The organism is Daejeonella sp. (genome assembly GCF_044342615.1).
Lineage (GTDB): Bacteria > Bacteroidota > Bacteroidia > Sphingobacteriales > Sphingobacteriaceae > Daejeonella.
The window spans coordinates 1-20,521 of sequence record NZ_JBIIPN010000040.1; the positions used below are offsets into that span (position 1 = coordinate 1).

Below are 20,521 nucleotides of genomic sequence, written 5' to 3' on the forward strand. Positions count from 1 at the left end.
CAATCCCCCACATCTCTTCCTTGCGGGGTGGCAAAGATACCAAAATATTTTACCCCGCACAATAAATTCGTACTTTTTTCCTTAGCATTAACCTAACTGCTTGAAAACGAATACGTAAATTTTATTTGTAATAGAATTGTAAAGCGATATGTTAGGCAAGATTAAAAATCTATTATCATTAAATCTTGTTTATCTATAATAAACGAATCTCATATATATCCAAAAAACCAATATTATATGCTAAAGTTATATCCAAAATCTAAGATAATGGCTAATAATAACTAGATAGAAATGCCCTACTATTAAAGAAAACCTAGCAACAACAACAGAATCTTTATTAAAGGGAATTTAACTATACAGTGCAAAACAATAATTTAGATGTTAAATTCTGTTAAAGATTTAGTTCAATTAATTGAAAGAAATACATTCGTAGCTATATATAGGACACTTTATATAATAGTGATTAAATAAAATTGATGTTTTACTGATTTACCTTATCTTTGCAAGATGTTTAAAAACAAGCTTAATATAACCATAAGCATATTACTCGTAGTTATTATTGCGTTTGCAGGCTGCAAAAGCAAATATGAAAAGTTACGCGCCAGCAGTGATACTGCCAAAAAATACCGTGAAGCGATACGTCTTTACGATAAAAAAGACTATAATAAAGCACTTGGTTTATTTGATGACCTAGTCCAAAAATATCGTGGTACAGCGGAGGCAGAAGATCTTTCCTATTATTTTGCGTACACAAATTATAAAATGAAAGATTATGGGAATGCGAGATATCATTTTAAGAATTTCGCAGACACATATGCTTCTAGTCCCAAAGCCGAAGAATGTCGTTTCATGGCTGCTTATTGTTTTTATCTTGAATCTCCAACTTATTCATTAGACCAAGAAAATACTATTAAGGCTATCGAAGCCTTACAATTATTTATTAACCTTTATCCAAAAAGCGATAGAGTTACAGAAGCAAGTAAGCTAATCAGTAATTTACGCGATAAATTAGAACTGAAATCTTTTGCTAATGCAAAACTTTTTTTAGAAATAGGTGATTATAAATCGGCAGTAATTGCCTTTAGAAATTCGGCGAGTGATTTTCCAGACACTAAATATGCTGAGGAAATGGAATTTCTTACCGTAAAAGCACAGGCTCTTTATGCGAAAGCTAGTTTAGAGATAAAACAAGAGGAGCGCTACAATGAGGCAATTAATTTATTTGCCGAATTTGCGAAAAACTACCCTTCGAGCAAGTATTTAAAAGAAGGAGAAGATCTTGTTAAGAATTCTGAAAAAGCGATAATAGACGTTAGAAAGTTAATTGCTTTTCAAGAAGCCGAAATGAAAATTTATCAAGATAAGATCAAAGCTGCTGAAGCAGCCGCGGCATCAAAATCCAAAAAAACAGTAGAAACTAAAGAAGAAGAAACTAAAAACAAATAAAATGAGCACTACGAAACCAGCCATTCCAAACAGCACCATTACACGTGATGTTCGTGAATTAGATAAAACAACAGACAATATATATGAGTCGATTGTAATTATTAGCAAGCGCGCTAATCAGATTTCAAATAACTTGAAGGAAGAACTTCACGGTAAATTAGCAGAATTTGCATCTTCAAATGATAATTTAGAAGAGATTTTTGAAAACCGTGAGCAAATTGAAATCTCAAAGCACTACGAGCGTATGGCTAAGCCTTCTCTAATTGCTGTTGATGAATTTTTAAACAATAAGGTTTATTATCGCAACCCTTCTAAAGAGCAAAACTAAAGCATAGGGGCATAGTTTTCTCTATACTATGCCCCATGCATGCTTTAAGATGGGTATATTCATGCCCTATGCTTACAAATAAAAATATATTACTTGGTGTTTGCGGTAGCATCGCAAGCTATAAATCTGCTTCATTAACCAGACTCTTGGTCAAGGCTGGCGCTAATGTTAGGGTTGTTATGACTAAGGATGCTTGTAATTTCATTACTCCTCTTACTCTTTCCACGCTATCAAAAAATCCAGTTTTCTCCGAATATTTCGATCCTAAGACAGGAACATGGAACAATCATGTTGAACTAGGCTTATGGGCAGACATGTTAATTATTGCACCTGCCAGTGCAAATACATTAGCTAAATTCGCAAATGGTCTTTGCGATAACCTTCTCTCAGCAGTTTACCTCTCAGCCAAATGTCCGGTATATTTTGCTCCAGCAATGGATTTGGATATGTGGAAACATCCAGCAACTCAAAAAAATATTAACTCGCTAATATCCTATGGTAATTTAATGATTAAACCCGCTTATGGTGAATTGGCAAGTGGTTTAACCGGCGAGGGTCGCATGGCCGAACCTGAAGAAATAATTCAATTTATCCTAGATAAATATCAAGAAGGGCTTCCTCTAAAAGGCAAAAAAGCATTGGTTACCGCTGGCCCTACCTATGAAGCCATTGACCCTGTTAGGTTTATCGGAAATCACTCTTCCGGAAAAATGGGTTATGCTATAGCAGAACATTTATCTGCATTAGGCGCAGAGGTTACTCTTGTTAGCGGACCAACAAGTTTAAATTTAACAGATAAACGAATTAATAGGATTGATGTGGCTTCCGCAGAGGACATGCTTCAAGCTTGTCTTTCTGAATTTAAAAATTGCGACATCTCCATTTGCAGTGCGGCGGTTGCCGATTATCGCCCGAAAGAGGTAGCAAACCTGAAAATTAAAAAAGATAGTCCCGAATTCTCTTTAGATCTCATCAAAACTCCAGATATTCTAGCAAAGCTTGGACAAGAGAAAAAAGCGGGACAAATTTTGGTTGGATTTGCACTCGAGACGAATAATGAAGTGGAAAATGCCATAAAAAAACTAGAGAAAAAAAATCTTGATTTTATTGTTCTAAACTCTATGAATGACGAGGGAGGTGTATTTAAGAACGATAATAATAAGATTACCATAATCGATCGCAATAAAAAACAAGAGAAATTTGAACTTAAACCCAAAAATGAGGTCGCAGTAGATATTTGCAAAAAAATACTAGATTTAATATAATGAAAAAAATACTGCTCGTCATCCTAGTGTTATTCATTGGTTCGGGACTTTACGCCCAAGACCTCAATGCACGTGTACAAATTTTAGCTCCTCAACTTTCTAATTCAAATAAACGAATATTAGATATGCTTGAAGCTAGCATCAAAGATTTCTTAAATGGAAGAAAGTGGACAACAGATGCATTACAGCCTCAAGAACGTATTGATTGCAATTTTGTAATCACAATTACCGATTGGGATGGATCGAGCAGTTTCAAAGCCGAAGCACAAATTCAATCCAATAGACCCGTTTTTAACAGTAGTTATAATAGTACTTTATTAAATATTAGCGATAAGGACTTTGGATTTAGTTATGCTGAGGGACAGCCATTAGACTTTTCAGACCAGAATTATATTGGAAATTTAAGCTCTTTATTGGCATTCTATGCCTATATAATTACCGGACTAGACTATGATAGCTTCTCTAAAATGGGTGGTACGCCTTATTTTCAGAAAGCAGAAACGGTTTTAAATAATGCACAAATAGCACCAAATCCAGGATGGAAAGCATTTGAAAGCCTAAGGAATCGATTCTGGCTTATTGAAAACCTGACTAACAAGTCTTATAACCCAATCCGAGAGAGCTTATATACTTACCACAGAGATGGTTTAGATGTAATGGCAGATAATAAATCAAAAGGGTTAAAAGCTGTTCTATCAATTATTCCGCAGCTACAAAAGATTGACAAGCAAAAGCAAGGTTCAGTTTTAAATCAATTGTTTTTTACCGCTAAGGCGGATGAAATTGTTAATATTTTAAGTTCGGCCGATAATCAAGATAAACTAAAGGCTATTGATGTTCTTTCAGAGATTGACCCATCTAACAGTTTAAAGTACGAATCTTTGAAAAAGACAAGGTAAAATCTTAAAAATTCAATCCATTTAAATCGAATTATTAATTTAGCAAAAATTTAACGCAAACATGCTCAAGCGACTTGCCATAAGTAATTATGCTTTAATTGATAATCTGGATATATCCTTCTCCAAGGAATTAAATATTTTGACTGGAGAAACTGGAGCAGGTAAATCAATTATCTTAGGTGCTTTATCATTAATTTTAGGTCAACGAGCTGAAAGTAAATATTTCTTCAATCAGCAGAAAAAATGCATTATAGAGGGCACTTTCCTACTTGATGGCTTCCATTTAAACGAGTTTTTTACTGAAAACGATCTTGATTTCGATCTTGAGACTGTCTTGCGAAGAGAAATTTCATCTGACGGAAAAACCAGAGCATTTATTAATGATACACCGGTTAATCTGACTATTCTTAAAAAGCTAGGTGAAAAATTAATAGATGTTCATTCTCAGCATGCAAGCCTCGAAATTAATGATGAGGAGTTCCAGTTATTAGTTATTGATACGGTCGCTGGTAATCAGAATCTATTAAGCAACTATCGAAAGGTATATAAATCCTATAAAAAGGCGCAGACTCAATTAAAAGATCTAATAAGCCAAAGTGAGCAATCTAAGTCCGATTTAGACTATTTTCAATTTCAGTTTGATGAGCTAGAAAAGGCAAAACTTATTGCTGGTGAGCAGGTAGAACTTGTAAAAGAACTTGATGCCTTAAGTCATGCAGAAGATATTAAGAAGAATTTACTAAATGCCATTTCAATTTTAAGTGAAAGTGAACCCTCGGCGATTGCACAAATCAAAGAAGCCGCAATTAGCCTCGCTAACGCTGAAAAATACAAAGTGGAAGTTGCAGTACTTACAGAACGTCTTAATAGCTCTTTAATTGAAATCAAAGATATTTTATCTGAGATTGAAGATATTGAACAAGGTAGCATGGTGAATGAAACCAGGTTATTAGAGCTTAGCGAGCGCTTAGACTTAATTTATTCACTTCAGAAAAAGCATCGTGTTGCTTCTGAAATGGAGCTAATTACCCTACGCGATGAAATTTCAACTAAGCTCAATGGAATTCTTTTTGCAGATGAAGACATCGAGCAATTAAAAGCTGAAGTTGATAGACTTTATATGGAAGTGCAGGAACTTTCATCTCAATTAAATAGAAGTCGCGCCGAAAGTATTCCAAAAGTTGAATCATCCGTAATGGCCACATTAGCAGAAATAGGCATGCCAAATGCAGTGCTACAGATTCTGAATGAAACACTTCCAACTGGCAAATTTGATGAAAATGGCAACAATCAAATCAAGTTTTTATTTAGCGCAAATAAAGGCCAGGCGCCATTGCCAATGAATAAAGTGGCATCAGGTGGTGAACTTTCAAGATTGATGCTTAGCATTAAGTCGCTTATTGCGATGCATACCGCACTCCCTACCATCATTTTTGACGAGATTGATACTGGAATATCTGGCGAAGTAGCCCTTAAGGTGGGCCATATCATGGAAAAACTATCGAAAAACATGCAAGTAATTGCAATCACACACTTGCCACAAATAGCAAGCAAAGGTGATTCGCATTACCGAGTGTTTAAAGATGAGCAAGAAGAAATTACCCGTACAAATATTAATGAGCTTAAACAGGAAGAACGTATATTAGAAATCGCTAAGATGCTAAGTGGGGATAATCCTGGAGAATCAGCAATGCAAAACGCTCGTGATCTAATTTTAAATTCTAAAGGGTTTAAGAATTAGAGATTATTGATAAATTTGCATTTTATTTAAGAGAAAAAACAAAAATTCAATTATATGTATAATTTACTAAAAGGTAAAAGAGGAATCATCTCCGGTGCTTTAGATCAAAATTCAATCGCTTGGAAAGTTGCCGAAAGAGCACATGCAGAAGGTGCAGTATTTGTGCTAACCAATGCACCAATTGCAATGCGAATGGGCGAAATTAATTCGCTAGCTGAAGCAACAGGTTCTCAGATTATTCCTGCTGATGCCACAAGTATTGAAGACCTAACCAATTTATTCACTCAGTCGCAGGAAGTTCTTGGCGGAAAAATTGATTTTGTTCTTCACTCAATCGGAATGAGCGTTAATATTCGCAAGAAAATCCCTTATCCTGAGCTTAACTACGATTATTTCCAGAAAGGAATAGATGTTTCTGCCTTGTCTTTACATAAAATGCTGAGCGTAGCAAAGAAATTAGATGCCATCAATGAATGGGGAAGTGTTGTTGCACTAACTTATATGGCTGCACAACGTACCTATCCATTTTACACAGATATGGCTGATATCAAAGCAATGCTTGAGTCTATTGCAAGAAGTTTTGGTTATCACTATGGATTGGATAAGAAAGTTCGTATCAATACAGTTTCTCAATCGCCTACAAAAACTACTGCAGGGACAGGTATTAAAGGTTTCGGAAGTTTTTACGATTATGCCGATGCCATTGCGCCACTTGGAAACGCTGATGCTGAATCATGTGCTGATTATTGCATCACTTTATTCTCAGACTTAACGCGTATGGTTACAATGCAGAATCTATTCCATGATGGTGGATACTCATCAACAGGAGTTAGTGATGATGTAATGTACAGATTAGGGGTAGAAAATAGCTAATCCAATTTATAAAATAGAAAAACCCGAAAGTGAATGCTTTCGGGTTTTTTATTGGGAAAATTTTTTAGATAGATTCTATCAGCACAATTTTAACTTTTATAGATCCTGGCGGTGAAATCACTGCCAGTCCATCAGAACTTTGAATTTCAATTACTATCTGACCAGAACGCGTTAAATAGCTATAAGAAACCCCATTATAAACCTGCGGAATCTGCTCATAAGTCCCATTTTCGAAGGAAACATAAACTAAAACTCCTCCATAGTCGTTGAAATAATTATCAATTTCAGGCATATTAATAGAAGCCGTGTAGGATTTGCCTCCATTTAACTTAATCCAATTCCCTGAACTTAAAGTGGTAATAATCGTACGATTAGGAACAATTTGTTCTTTCTTACATGAAGAACCCATAACAAGAACAAATAAGGCGAGCAACAAAATAGACTTTTTCATAATAAAAACAGGAAATGCCTGTATAATTAAGACGAAAAAAAAGGGGAATGGTTGCATTAACCATTCCCCTTTGCTTAAATAACATTAAGACTATTCTTCTTTTTTCTCTTCTTTCTTCTTCTTTGTAGTTTTCGCTTTGCTTAGGATTCGAATTTCTTCCTTTTCCTTATCATAATCAACCTCCAAAGAATCACCCTCTGCCAATTCACCTTTCAAAATTTCTTCTGCAATTGGATCTTCCAAATGCTTTTGAATGGCACGCTTCAACGGACGAGCACCAAAGTTAGAATCGTATCCTTTTTCAGCGATGAAATCTTTAGCCGCATCAGTAAGCTTGATTGTATAACCAATGCTTTGGATTCTATCGAATAAAGCTTTCAACTCAATATCAATAATCTTGAAAATATCATCTTTAGTTAATGAATTAAACACAACCACATCATCCACACGGTTCAGAAACTCAGGTGCGAAAGCACGTTTTAATGCATTTTCAATAACACCCCTAGAATAAGTATCTGCCTGTGAGACCTTTGCGCCTGTACTAAATCCAACACCTTGTCCGAAATCCTTCAATTGGCGTGCACCAATATTGGAAGTCATGATAATGATGGTATTTCTAAAATCCACCTTACGACCTAAACTATCAGTTAATTGACCTTCATCAAGCACTTGTAACAAAATATTAAATACATCTGGGTGTGCTTTTTCAATCTCATCCAAAAGAACTACCGCATAAGGCTTTCTTCTAACTTTTTCAGTAAGCTGTCCGCCCTCTTCATAACCAACATATCCTGGAGGCGCACCAACTAAACGAGACACAGCGAATTTTTCCATATACTCACTCATATCCACCTGAATAAGAGCATCTTCTGTATCGAACATAAAACGTGCAAGCTCTTTAGCTAACTCAGTCTTTCCAACACCTGTCGGACCAAGGAATATGAATGAACCAATGGGCTTTTTAGGATCTTTTAATCCCGCACGTGTACGCTGAATGGCTTTCGTTAATTTTTTAACCGCATCTTCCTGCCCGATAACTCTACTATTAATTGCATCAAACATTCCGAGTAATTTAATACTATCAGTCTGCCCTACTCTTTGTACAGGAATACCTGTCATCATCGAAACAACCTCTGCAACATTATCTTCAGTAACCGTATAGCGCTTGGTTTTGGTCTCAGCTTCCCATTCACTTTTAGCTTTTTCAAGCTCTTCAAGTAAGTTTTTCTCAGTATCGCGAAGCTTTGCAGCTTCTTCATACTTCTGACTACGAACTACTTTATTTTTTTCAATTTTAATCTCTTCAATTTTCTGCTCCACATCAATAATATTTTGTGGAACGTGTATATTGGTAAGGTGAACACGTGATCCAGACTCGTCGAGGGCATCAATTGCCTTATCGGGAAGAAAACGATCTGTAATGTAGCGTGCAGTAAGACTTACACAGGCATTAATTGCCTCATCAGTATAAGTTACACCATGATGTTCCTCATATTTCTCTTTAATTCTATTCAGAATTTCGATTGTTTCTGTGGGAGTTGCCGGTTCAACCATTACCTTTTGGAAACGACGATCAAGGGCGCCATCCTTTTCAATAAATTGACGATACTCATCTAAAGTAGTTGCTCCAATACATTGAATTTCACCACGAGCAAGAGCCGGTTTGAACATATTTGACGCATCTAGAGATCCAGACGCACCACCTGCTCCAACTATTGTGTGAATCTCATCAATAAAAAGAATCACATCCGGGGATTTCTCCAATTCATTCATGACAGCCTTCATACGCTCTTCAAACTGACCGCGATATTTTGTACCCGCAACCAATGAAGCCAAATCAAGCGTTACCACTCTCTTATTAAAAAGTACACGAGACACCTTTCGTTGAATAATTCTTAAGGCTAGTCCCTCTGCAATAGCAGATTTACCCACTCCCGGCTCGCCAATAAGGATAGGATTATTCTTTTTACGGCGTGACAAGATTTGAGAAACACGCTCAATTTCCTTTTCACGGCCAACAATTGGGTCCAATTTGCCATCTTCGGCAGCACGAGTTAAATCACGGCCAAAATTATCTAAAACTGGAGTTTTTGATTTTATATCAGATACCTTTTTCGGCTGACTAAAACTTTCTTCTTCTCTTAAATCATCTTCGCCTGCAGCAGAACTTTGAGGAGCTTCATCACGGAAACCATCTTTATTATTCTCAACCTCAGTTTTAAATATATCATAGTTCACATTATACTGCTGAAGAATCTGAGAAGCAATATTATCTTCATCACGAAGAATGGAAAGCAATAAATGCTCCGTCCCAATAATGTCGCTTTTAAATATTTTTGCTTCGAGATAAGTTATCTTTAAAACTTTTTCTGCCTGCTTAGTAAGTGGAATATTGCCAAGATTAGCAGTAGTACTAGATGTACCCTTCACAGAGTCTTCCACAGATTTGCGTAACCTAGCAGTATCAACACCTGCATTCTTTAATATTTTAATTGCCATCCCATCCCCTTCTCTGATGAGGCCAAGCAATAAATGCTCAGTGCCAATATAATCATGACCCAATCGCAGGGCTTCCTCTCTGCTATATGAAATGACGTCTTTAACGCGTGGTGAAAATTTAGCTTCCATTATATTACCTTTCTATAAGTATTAACGCCCTAATGTATAAAATTATTAGCTTAATAAACCTGACGTACGTAGAACATTTATCAACAATTAAGCCATTCTATAAAAATCGCATTTCTAAACATATCGCATAATAAAGTTGACATGTCTCTGACTAAAATACGATATTTGGTGTTCAATTATAAATACAAATGTCAGACGAAAAAATAATTTTTTCTATGGCCGGGGTAAATAAGATTTATCCTCCACAGAAACAGGTACTTAAGAATATTTATTTGTCATTTTTCTATGGTGCTAAAATTGGTGTCATCGGACTAAATGGCTCGGGGAAGTCGTCCCTTCTAAAAATTATCGCAGGATTAGACAAATCCTACCAAGGAGAAGTTGTTTTTTCTCCGGGCTACACTGTTGGCTATCTAGCTCAAGAGCCTCAATTAGACGCTCAAAAGACCGTCAGGGAGGTTGTTGAAGAAGGCGTTGCCTCAATTACTGCCTTATTGAAGGAGTATGAGGACATAAACGAGAAATTCGGGCTCCCGGAAGTGTATGAAAATGCCGATGAAATGGATAAGCTTCTTGCAAGGCAAGGTGAATTACAAGACCAAATCGATGCAAGTGGAGCATGGGAGCTTGATAGTAAGCTAGATCGAGCAATGGATGCATTACGTTGCCCAGAGCCAGACACAAAAATTGCCACTTTGTCAGGAGGTGAACGCAGACGCGTGGCACTTTGCCGCTTATTACTACAAGAACCCGATGTTTTATTGTTAGATGAGCCTACCAACCACCTCGATGCAGAAAGTATTGATTGGCTGGAACAACACTTAAAACAATATAAAGGGACTGTAATTGCCGTCACCCACGATAGATATTTCCTTGACAATGTTGCTGGATGGATTCTAGAACTAGACCGTGGCGAAGGTATTCCATGGAAAGGAAACTATTCATCATGGCTCGACCAGAAAGCAAAAAGGCTGGCTTCTGAAGAAAAAACTGAAAGCAAACGCCAAAAAACACTGGAAAGAGAGCTTGAGTGGGTCCGAATGGCTCCTAAAGCTCGTCATGCCAAGTCGAAAGCACGTTTGTCTAATTACGAGAAATTAGCTTCTGAAGACACCAAAGAAAGAGAAGATAAACTGGAATTATTTATTCCGCCAGGACCAAGGCTTGGGAATCTTGTTATCGAAGCGCAAAATGTAACCAAAGCTTATGGGGATAAATTATTATTCGAAAACTTAAGCTTTGCACTACCTCCAGCAGGAATTGTGGGTATTATCGGACCAAATGGAGCTGGTAAGACAACACTATTCCGTTTGATAACCGGACAAGAGACTCCTGATGCAGGATCATTTAGAGTAGGGCCAACCGTTGCCTTAGGATATGTAGATCAAATGCATGATGATTTAGATGCAGAGAAATCAGTTTGGGAAAATATTACGGATGGACAAGAAACCATTTTACTTGGGAATCGCCCAGTAAATTCGAGAGCTTATGTTTCTAAATTCAACTTCAATGGTGCAGATCAACAAAAGAAAATTTCTGTCCTTTCAGGTGGAGAAAGAAATAGAGTTCACCTAGCCATAACCCTAAAGAAAAGCTCAAACGTTCTTCTTTTGGATGAGCCAACAAACGATATCGACGTAAATACATTAAGAGCACTTGAAGAGGGATTAGAAAACTTTGGTGGTTGTGCTGTAATTATTTCCCACGACCGCTGGTTTTTAGATAGAGTTTGTACACATATACTCGCTTTTGAAGGCAATTCGCAAGTGTATTATTTCGAAGGCAATTATTCTGAATACGAAGAGAATAGAAAAAAACGAACTGGCGATGTTCAACCACATCGAATTCGATATAAAAAACTTACCGATTAAATAACAAAAACCTACCGTTTCCATTCACGGTAGGTTTTTTTATTGTTTATAATTGCTCCTAATATTCTATTATTCAGCCTTAAAAGCAATCTGATTTAATTTCCCCAAATCATTTTCCATGTCATTTTCTGTTTCAGTCTCATAAACATCTCCTTTATTACTTACAATGAGGGTGCCTTGAGAATATTTTTCATTATGCTGAGTAGCATCTAGTCCTTCTTCTTCATCTTCAGAGCTTACACGGATAGGTTGAATCAAATTAATAAACTTAAAAATAATAAAAGACATCGTAAAACTGAATACAACAACAATCAACAAGGCTTTTAGCTGAGTAAAGAAAAATTCAGGATTACCATATAAAAGTCCGTCAACTCCCTCAGGATTAACAGTTTTAGTAGCAAAAACACCCGTCAAAAGCATGCCCACTATTCCACCAACACCATGGCATGGAAAAACATCTAAGGTATCATCAAGTTTAGTTTTTGATTTCCAATAGACCGCCAAGTTTGAAATTAAGGCAGTAAAGGCCCCTATAAAAATACTTTGAGGAATAGCCACAAAGCCTGCACTTGGGGTGATGGCCACCATACCAATAATGGCACCAAGACAAAAACCTAGAACAGAAGGCTTTTTACCACGAAGTACGTCGAAAAACATCCAAGATAAACCTGCTGCTCCTGCCGCAACATTCGTAGTAGCAAATGCAGAAACGGCAAGACTATTAGCACCAAAGGCAGAGCCTCCGTTAAATCCGAACCAACCAAACCATAATAAACCGGTCCCAATTAAAACATAAGGAATATTGGCAGGTGGGATTTCACGACGCTCTACGTGCACTCTTCTACGCTTTAACACTAATGCGCCTGCAAGTGCCGCCATTCCGGCAGAGATATGAACAACTGTCCCGCCTGCAAAATCAAAAGAACCCATTTTAAATAGAAACCCATCCGGATGCCAAGTCCAATGTGCAAGTGGCGTATAAACAAGCAAACTAAAAAGACAAATAAATAGGATATAAGATGTAAATCGAATTCGCTCAGCAACTGCACCAACCACCAAACCAGGAGTAATAATGGCAAACATTAATTGAAAAAAAGCAAATAATGTAAGAGGAATTGTGGGCGCTAAACTCCAAGGAGCACCTGAATTTACCCCTTTAAAAAAGAAGAAATCTAGAGGATTGCCAATTAAACCACCTAATGAGCTACCAAATGCAAGACTAAATCCTACAGTAACCCATAAAACACTTACAACCCCTGCGGCTACCACGCTTTTTATCATGGTGGAAATGACATTCTTTCGATGTACCATTCCACCATAAAACAGAGCCAAACCGGGTGTCATTAAAAAGACAAGAGCTGTGGCAATTAGCATCCATGCAATATCTGCAGCATTATATTGAGATGTATCCTCAAAATTCGGAACAGATTTAATAAAAACAGAAGAAATTGCAATGCAACACAAGATAAAAAAGGGAGCAATTTGCTTAATATCGAATTTTGTAGCCATTTTTCTAAAATATTTTAAATTATTTTAATGATTAATCAAAAATATGATAAATAAATTCGAATATTATTATTAAAAGTTCAATATTTTAAAATTTAATCGAATTTTTATGAAAATAGACTAATACAATGGTAATTTTATGTATTATTTATTAAATTTTTAATATTTTATAATATTATTTGGCAAATTAATATTAAATAACAATAGATATTGTGAAAAAATAGAGAATAAAAGGCTCAAAAAGGGTAAATAATATTAAAATATCATTTTAAAATGAGAAATATTTGAATTTTTAAGAATTTTATGAAAAATTAGATAGAAAATAGACCGGGAATTTGATTTTAAGCAGATTTATATTTACTGCCCTGAACAATACCCTTTTGTTCTAATTTTTTATCAATATAAGTCTGAATTTCTGATTTTTTCATTCCCCAATTAGGAGCAATTAATAAATCATAATCTGCGAGACCGAATAGGCGCTGTAAAACAATGTCCGGTCGTAAAAGAGGAATAAATTCAGCTATAAAATCAGTGTATTCATCAATTGTAAAGACTTTAAATGGATCGCGACTATATTTTGACCCCATAATCGATCCTTTTACAATATGAAGATGGTGTAGTTTAACAAATTTGATTTGTGGAAATCTATTAATCTCATCCGCATAGCGAAGCATCATTTCGTGAGTTTCCCAAGGGAATCCAAAAATAGTATGAACACAAATATCAATTTTAGTGTTTTGAGCGAGCTGGACCGCATTAATAAATTCTTGATGACTACAGCCCCGGTTTATTTGCAGCAGAGTTTCATCATAAATCGACTCCATTCCCATTTCCAAATCAACATCAAAACGATCGGCATAACTTTCAAGTAAAGCCAGTTTTTCAAAATCAATACAATCTGGTCGCGTACCAACCGATAAACCAAGAATGTTTTCTGTATTTACACTTAACGCTTCATCATAAAGCATTTTTAAATAATGCGTTGGCGCATAGGTATTTGTATTGGGTTGAAAATAAACAATAAATTTTTCGGCTCTATAATTTTTAATAGCCCTTTCCATCCCCTGCTCAATTTGATCACGAATAGCTGGCAATTTTCTGGAAAGTTCAGGAGTAAAAGAATCTACATTACAATAGGTACATCCGCCATAGCCTTTACTCCCATCCCGGTTAGGGCAAGTAAATCCGCCATCAGCAATAATCTTATAAACACGCTGGCCATTGTACTTATTTTTAAGATAAGCACCATAATGATTATAATTTTTAATTCCGTAATCTAAAGGTGTTCCCAAAGTTATATTTTTGCAAAGATACAAAAAATCAATCTTACCCTTAAATTAAGACTATGCTCAGGATTTACTATAAAAAAGATAAGCGTCTTGCAAAAGAAAGTGATATTTCTTTATTGCAGTTAATCCCACAAAACGACCTTGTTTGGGTAGATCTTCAAAACTCAACAGTTGAAGAAAAGATTACTATAGAGAATTACTTTGATATCAAATATTCATCCGTAGAGGAATCAACAGAGATTGAAAGTTCATCCCGTTTCTATGAACTTGATGATGAATTGATTATCAATTCGAATTTTCTATCGCTAAAAGAGCAGGAATTCGATTATTGCCCAGTTTCAATCATATTAGAAAAAGGCATCCTTTTTACCTATCGGGATGATAATTTGAAAACCTTTAGAGAATCCGTAAAAAAAATTAAATCAAACCCTGGGGCATTTACAAATGGCTATCACATCCTATTAAACATCCTCGAAACAGGAATTGAACAGGATGCCGATATCATTGAGGGACTAGCAAAAGATATTGCCGATCTCAATAAAAAACTCACCTTAAATAGGAAGCGATCAGATGAGGAAATACTCCTTAAAATTGCATCGTTTCAAAACTATAATATTTTAATGCGTGAAAACATCATCGACAAGCAAAGATTAGTATCCTCCTTAATGAAAAGCAATCTTTTTCCAGAAGAATACATGAACGTTTTGCGAATAATGATAAAAGATATCGGATCACTTATTGAGCACAATAAGTTTGCGTTTGAGCGCTTAGAATACCTCCAAGACACCTTTATGGGTTTGGTAAATATTGAACAGAATAGAATCATTAAAATTTTTACCGTTGCCACTGTTGCCTTTATGCCACCTACCCTCATTGCGAGCATTTATGGCATGAACTTCAGTTTTATACCTGAACTCAACTGGGATTATGGATATTTATTTGCCATCGGACTTATGATTCTATCATCGGTATTAACCTTAATTTATTTCAAAAAGAAAAATTGGCTGTAAATTCGGAAACATTCAAAACGTTTATTTGTTGTTTATTGACAGGCATTTTATAAAATGCTTTCACCTAAACAAATGGATGTGAAGATGAAAACAATTTCAAAAATCAAGTCAAAAGAAAACAAACAAGGGAGTTCTAAGTCTAACCTTGAATTGAAATCTGAAATTATGGAGCTAAAGCAAAGAGGGATTTCAAACAGCGGTGGCCAGATGTCTTATCAAACTGATAACAAGCAAGCTACGGTCAACAAAGGCAATATCAACTCCATGGTTCAAGGAAAAAAAAAGGCTCCGAAAATGCCAAGTAAACACAAACCTAAAAAAGGTTAAAAAATAGGGGCAAAAAATGCAATTGCAAATTTGCCCCTATTTTGTTTCTTATCTGTCTTTTATCATTCGGCACAGCAATTATTCTTACCTTTGCAGAATAATTAGGACTAACCAATGACCGAAGTTTATAAACCCAAACACAAGATACGTTTTGTAACTGCAGCTGCTTTATTCGACGGGCACGATGCTACTATCAACATCATGCGCCGTATTTTGCAATCCTCAGGAGCCGAAGTAATACACCTAGGCCACAACCGTTCCGTTTTAGAGGTTGTTAATTGTGCCATTCAGGAAGATGTGCAAGGCATTGCCATGACTTCCTATCAAGGTGGCCATAATGAATATTTCAAATACATGTATGATCTGCTTCAAGAAATGGGAGCTGGGCATATTAAAATATTTGCAGGTGGTGGCGGGGTAATTCTTCCCGAAGAGATAAGAGAATTAAAAGAATATGGCATCTCACAAATCTACTCTCCAGACGACGGACGTAAAATGGGTCTGCAGGGAATGATTAATGACATGCTTCAACAATGTGATTTCCTCACAAGAACTAGCCTCAATAATGAACTAAAGGGAATCGAAAAACAGGACAAAAAAGCCATTTCTGCGGCAATAACCTTGGCCGAAAACCATCCTGAGCAGACTGAGCAATTCCTAAAAGAACTCAAAAAAATCAATGCAGGTAAAGTAATTCCAGTTATTGGAATCACTGGAACAGGTGGCGCAGGAAAATCATCCTTAATCGATGAATTAGTCCGCCGCTTTTTAGTCGAAACCGATAAAAACATCGCCATTATTTCCGTAGATCCATCCAAAAGAAAAACTGGAGGCGCTTTATTAGGAGACAGAATTAGAATGAACTCTATTAATAATACTAGAGTTTACATGCGCTCGCTTGCAACTAGACAAGCTAATCTGGCACTTTCGAAATATGTTCAAGAATCTATCGATATCTGTAAAGCCGCTGGATATGACTTAATTATCGTCGAGACATCCGGTATTGGTCAATCAGATACAGAAATTACAGAACACTCAGATGTTTCATTATACGTTATGACTCCCGAGTTTGGAGCTGCCACACAATTGGAGAAAATCGATATGCTCGATTTTGCGGACTTGGTTGCTATCAATAAATTCGATAAACGTGGTGCATTAGATGCAATTAGGGATGTAAGGAAACAGTTCAAGCGTAATCATCAGCTTTTTGATACTGCAGATGAGGAATTACCTGTTATAGGTACTATGGCTTCTCAGTTCAATGATCCGGGAATGAATAAGCTGTTTGCAGAATTGATGCAAGCCATTTTAAGAAAAACCGGATTTGATTTCAAAGCTAAAATGGAGCTAAGCTCACAGCAATCTGAGAAAAATTACATCATCCCTCCAGATCGCACGCGTTACCTTGCCGAAATTGTTGAAGCTAATGCAGATTATACTACTTGGGTAAATAATCAATCTAAAATTGCACAACAACTTTTCCAAATTCATGGCGCACTAGGTCTTGCAGAAGAGTTTAAGCAAGCAGAAACTATAAAATCGCTCAAAGAAATATACATTCAGCTAGAACAAAGTTTAGATCGTGAATGTAAGCGACTCTTAGAAGATTGGCCCGAGACCATAAAAAAATATAAAGCAGACAATTTCATCTACAAAGTACGCGACAAGGAAATAAAGCAATCCCTTTACACCGAATCCCTGTCAAAACTACGTATTCCGAAGATCTCATTACCTCGCTATGAAGCTTGGGGTGATATTCTAAAATGGATACTAACTGAAAATGTACCCGGTGAATTTCCATTTGCCGCAGGTGTTTTCCCACTAAAACGAGAGGGTGAAGATCCAACACGAATGTTTGCAGGTGAAGGCGGACCAGAAAGAACGAACAAACGCTTCCACTATGTGTCATTGGGACAACCGGCACACCGCTTATCAACAGCATTTGACTCGGTAACACTTTACGGTGAAGATCCAGATATCCGTCCTGATATTTATGGCAAAATCGGAAACTCAGGTGTCAGCATTGCTACGCTTGATGATGCGAAGAAATTATATAGCGGATTTGATTTATGCCATCCATCTACGTCGGTTTCTATGACAATAAATGGGCCCGCACCTATGCTTCTTGGCTTTTTTATGAATGCGGCCATCGATCAGCAATGTGAGAAATACATCATTGAAAATGGATTAGAAGCTGAAATAAAAGTAAAAATCGATCAAATTTTTAAATCGCGCGGAATCCCAAATCCTTCCTATCAGGGCAAACTTCCAGAAGGGAATAATGGTTTAGGCTTAATGCTTTTAGGGCTCACAGGAGACCAAGTTCTTCCGGATAATGTGTACCAAAAAATTAAAGCTTACGCCATTGCTAATGTAAGAGGTACCGTTCAAGCGGATATTCTTAAAGAAGATCAAGCGCAGAACACCTGCATTTTCTCAACTGAATTCGCTTTAAGAATGATGGGCGATATCCAGAAATATTTCATTGATAATCAAGTTAGAAATTTCTACTCAGTTTCAATTTCAGGCTATCACATCGCAGAAGCAGGCGCAAACCCAATTTCTCAGCTAGCATTTACCCTAAGCAATGGTTTTACCTTTGTTGAATACTATCTGAGCAGAGGAATGCATATTGATGAATTCGCACCTAATTTATCCTTCTTCTTCTCCAATGGCATCGATCCAGAATATTCAGTAATTGGTCGCGTAGCAAGAAGAATCTGGGCTAAAGCAATAAAACATAAATACAATGGAAATGATCGCTCTCAGAAATTAAAATACCATATTCAGACTTCTGGGAGATCATTACATGCTCAAGAAATCGATTTTAACGATATCAGAACCACCCTGCAAGCATTATATGCCATTTACGATAATTGTAATTCTCTTCATACAAATGCCTATGATGAGGCCATAACAACGCCTACAGAAGAATCTGTTCGTAGAGCAATGGCTATACAGCTAATTATCAATAGAGAACTAGGATTAGCGAAGAATGAAAATCCACTTCAGGGTGCATTTATCATTGAAGAGCTTACTGATTTGGTAGAAGCTGCGGTTCTTGAAGAGTTTAAACGCATTAATGATCGCGGCGGAGTGCTTGGCGCGATGGAAACCATGTACCAAAGGAGTCGCATTCAAGAGGAATCGCTTTATTATGAGACACTTAAACACGATGGAACATTCCCAATTATTGGGGTGAATACATTCCTCAATAAGAATGGTTCCCCAACAATTATCCCTTCGGAAGTCATAAGAGCCACAGAAGAAGAGAAAAAATTCCAAATCTCGGCATTAGAGGCATTTAAAAACAGAAATAGTGAATATTCCGCTACCTTATTAAAAAGCCTTCAGCAAAAAGCTGTCGCAGGAGAGAATATTTTTGAGAGCTTGATGGAAGTTTGTAAGGTATGTTCCTTGGGACAAATATCAAATGCTTTATATGAAGTTGGAGGTCAATACAGGAGGAATATGTAATGCAATTTTCAAATTCAGAGCTAGATATTACCACACTCCCAAAAGCTGAAGAGGCCAATTTAATTCCGATAGATGAACGATATTATACAGTCGTAAGTTATTATAAAGTATTTTATTGGTTCATAATTTTCATTACTACCTTAATTGTGGCCATTCTAAATGAAGAATTCCATAGCTGGACTATGGTTGGAATAACACTAGCCGTATATTCCATCCTTTGTTTCTTAAACTTCAGATTAAGCTATCTTAATTTTAAAAATAAGGCCTATGCCATCAGAGAACATGATATTCTCTATCAAACAGGCTGGTTAAATAAAAGTCTTCATGTTTGCCCTTTTAACCGTATCCAACACTGTTCTGTTGATGCTGGTGTATTTGAAAGAGATTTAGGCATCAGTAAACTGAAGATATACTCTGCCGGAGGTAATGATTCTGACATTATTATTCCAGGACTAACTCAAGAACAAGCAAATGATATGCGGGATCTGATTATTTTGAAAAATCAGCAGGAATGAGTAATGTGCTTCAGACTGAGTTTAGGCGTCAACCAATTAGCGCTTTCGGACATATTATTTTTAAAACAATAGTCCAGCTAGCTAAAAACTTTTGGCCCTTTTTCCTTTTTATAATCATTAAAGCAGATAGAGAAAAAGATCCGGGCGAGGACTTCATCTACCTAATTTTACCAGCATTTGTGTTATTTAAATCATTATTGGATTATTTCTTCTTTAGATTTAAAATCACTGAAGATGAAGTACAAGTAAAAAGTGGGATTTTCTCTCGTAAGCAAATAACATTGCCATTACAAAAAATTCAAACTGTACATATAAACCAAAATTGGGTACAAAAAATCTTTAACCTATCCGAATTATCATTTGACAGTCCCGGCTCGAATAAAGAAGAAATTAAAATTCAATTCCCTAAATCAGAAGCCGAAGCCTTAATGGAGTTCATCCTCCAAAAAAAGAAGAGCGAAGAAGACGTTGAAAATAATGATGAAATTATTTCAGAACTAAACTTCAAAGATCTGTTAAAATTAGGCTTTACAGCAAATCACTTTGAAACGCTATTAATTCTTATCGGACTAACATTTTCATTCTTGAATAACATCAAAGGTATGATGGAAGATTATGAAAGTTTAATGGAAGACTCCACGAATAAACTATTGGAAAGCGATGTTTTTTTAATTACGGCAGGAATTTTTGCCGTTTTAGCTATTTCAATTTTAGTTTCCTTAATAAGAACAATCATCGCATTTCTAAACTTTCAAATTGCTAAAAACACCCAAGGATTTACAATTAATAAAGGCCTAATTAACAATTCACAAAAAGTTTTGCCTTTCAAAAAGATCCAATTTGTATCATGGAAAACAAATTGGTTAAGAAAGAAAATCTCCATGTACCTTTTTGA

At 36.2% G+C, this 20,521-nt stretch carries 16 protein-coding genes; 12 read left to right on the forward strand and 4 right to left on the reverse strand.

The features are described from left to right. Window positions 1–507 precede the first annotated feature (507 nt). The 6 genes from ACIQ0D_RS05300 (at window position 508) to ACIQ0D_RS05325 (ending at window position 6,552) form a co-directional block, all read left to right on the forward strand. On the forward strand, window positions 508–1,446 hold the full coding sequence (locus ACIQ0D_RS05300) for an outer membrane protein assembly factor BamD (protein WP_395803519.1): 939 nt from the start codon (window positions 508–510) through the stop codon (window positions 1,444–1,446). A gap of 1 nt (window position 1,447) precedes the next feature. Continuing rightward, window positions 1,448–1,774: a DNA-directed RNA polymerase subunit omega gene (locus tag ACIQ0D_RS05305; protein WP_291400078.1), complete on the forward strand. Its 327-nt coding sequence runs from the start codon at window positions 1,448–1,450 to the stop codon at window positions 1,772–1,774. A gap of 68 nt (window positions 1,775–1,842) precedes the next feature. Next, the gene (gene coaBC, locus ACIQ0D_RS05310) at window positions 1,843–3,039 is read left to right on the forward strand and encodes a bifunctional phosphopantothenoylcysteine decarboxylase/phosphopantothenate--cysteine ligase CoaBC (protein ID WP_395803520.1); all 1,197 of its coding nucleotides are present in this window, start codon (window positions 1,843–1,845) and stop codon (window positions 3,037–3,039) included. Further along, window positions 3,039–3,938 carry a DUF4835 family protein gene (locus ACIQ0D_RS05315; protein WP_395803521.1) on the forward strand — a complete coding sequence of 300 codons (900 nt, stop codon included), beginning with the start codon at window positions 3,039–3,041 and terminating at the stop codon, window positions 3,936–3,938. The genes coaBC and ACIQ0D_RS05315 overlap by 1 nt, the downstream gene beginning before the upstream one ends. A gap of 61 nt (window positions 3,939–3,999) precedes the next feature. After that, a complete protein-coding gene (recN, locus tag ACIQ0D_RS05320) occupies window positions 4,000–5,679 on the forward strand; it encodes a DNA repair protein RecN (protein WP_395803522.1) in 1,680 nt (559 codons plus the stop codon). Between the two features lie 54 nt (window positions 5,680–5,733). Continuing rightward, window positions 5,734–6,552 (forward strand): enoyl-ACP reductase, encoded by an 819-nt coding sequence (locus ACIQ0D_RS05325; protein WP_395803523.1) that lies wholly within the window; start codon window positions 5,734–5,736, stop codon window positions 6,550–6,552. 64 nt (window positions 6,553–6,616) lie between these two features. On the opposite strand, the gene ACIQ0D_RS05330 is transcribed toward ACIQ0D_RS05325, so the two are convergent. Then, a complete protein-coding gene (locus ACIQ0D_RS05330; protein WP_395803524.1) occupies window positions 6,617–7,003 on the reverse strand; it encodes a hypothetical protein in 387 nt (128 codons plus the stop codon). Between the two features lie 90 nt (window positions 7,004–7,093). Then, window positions 7,094–9,631: an ATP-dependent Clp protease ATP-binding subunit gene (locus ACIQ0D_RS05335; RefSeq protein WP_395803525.1), complete on the reverse strand. Its 2,538-nt coding sequence runs from the start codon at window positions 9,629–9,631 to the stop codon at window positions 7,094–7,096. Window positions 9,632–9,819: 188 nt separating this feature from the next. Here ACIQ0D_RS05335 and ettA point away from each other — a divergent pair, with 188 nt between their 5' ends. After that, on the forward strand, window positions 9,820–11,502 hold the full coding sequence (gene ettA / locus ACIQ0D_RS05340) for an energy-dependent translational throttle protein EttA (protein WP_395803526.1): 1,683 nt from the start codon (window positions 9,820–9,822) through the stop codon (window positions 11,500–11,502). Window positions 11,503–11,571: 69 nt separating this feature from the next. Here ettA and ACIQ0D_RS05345 read toward each other — a convergent pair whose 3' ends face one another. Both ACIQ0D_RS05345 and ACIQ0D_RS05350 read right to left on the reverse strand, forming a co-directional pair. Next, entirely contained in the window at window positions 11,572–13,011 is a 1,440-nt protein-coding gene (locus ACIQ0D_RS05345) for an ammonium transporter (RefSeq protein WP_395803527.1), read from the reverse strand. Window positions 13,012–13,349: 338 nt separating this feature from the next. Further along, window positions 13,350–14,300 (reverse strand): TIGR01212 family radical SAM protein, encoded by a 951-nt coding sequence (locus ACIQ0D_RS05350; protein WP_395803528.1) that lies wholly within the window; start codon window positions 14,298–14,300, stop codon window positions 13,350–13,352. Between the two features lie 53 nt (window positions 14,301–14,353). On the opposite strand from ACIQ0D_RS05350, the gene corA reads away from it, so the two are divergent. The 5 genes from corA to ACIQ0D_RS05375 all read left to right on the forward strand — a co-directional run. After that, window positions 14,354–15,307: a magnesium/cobalt transporter CorA gene (gene corA / locus ACIQ0D_RS05355; protein WP_395803529.1), complete on the forward strand. Its 954-nt coding sequence runs from the start codon at window positions 14,354–14,356 to the stop codon at window positions 15,305–15,307. 84 nt (window positions 15,308–15,391) lie between these two features. Beyond that, entirely contained in the window at window positions 15,392–15,634 is a 243-nt protein-coding gene (locus ACIQ0D_RS05360; RefSeq protein WP_395803530.1) for a hypothetical protein, read from the forward strand. A 114-nt stretch (window positions 15,635–15,748) separates the two neighbouring features. Beyond that, the gene (locus ACIQ0D_RS05365; RefSeq protein ID WP_395803531.1) at window positions 15,749–19,111 is read left to right on the forward strand and encodes a methylmalonyl-CoA mutase family protein; all 3,363 of its coding nucleotides are present in this window, start codon (window positions 15,749–15,751) and stop codon (window positions 19,109–19,111) included. Next, window positions 19,111–19,626 (forward strand): PH domain-containing protein, encoded by a 516-nt coding sequence (locus ACIQ0D_RS05370; protein WP_395803532.1) that lies wholly within the window; start codon window positions 19,111–19,113, stop codon window positions 19,624–19,626. The genes ACIQ0D_RS05365 and ACIQ0D_RS05370 overlap by 1 nt, the downstream gene beginning before the upstream one ends. Continuing rightward, window positions 19,623–20,521, forward strand: an 899-nt coding sequence (locus ACIQ0D_RS05375; protein ID WP_395803533.1) for a PH domain-containing protein, incomplete at its 3' end; no start/stop codon positions are given. The genes ACIQ0D_RS05370 and ACIQ0D_RS05375, both read left to right, overlap by 4 nt.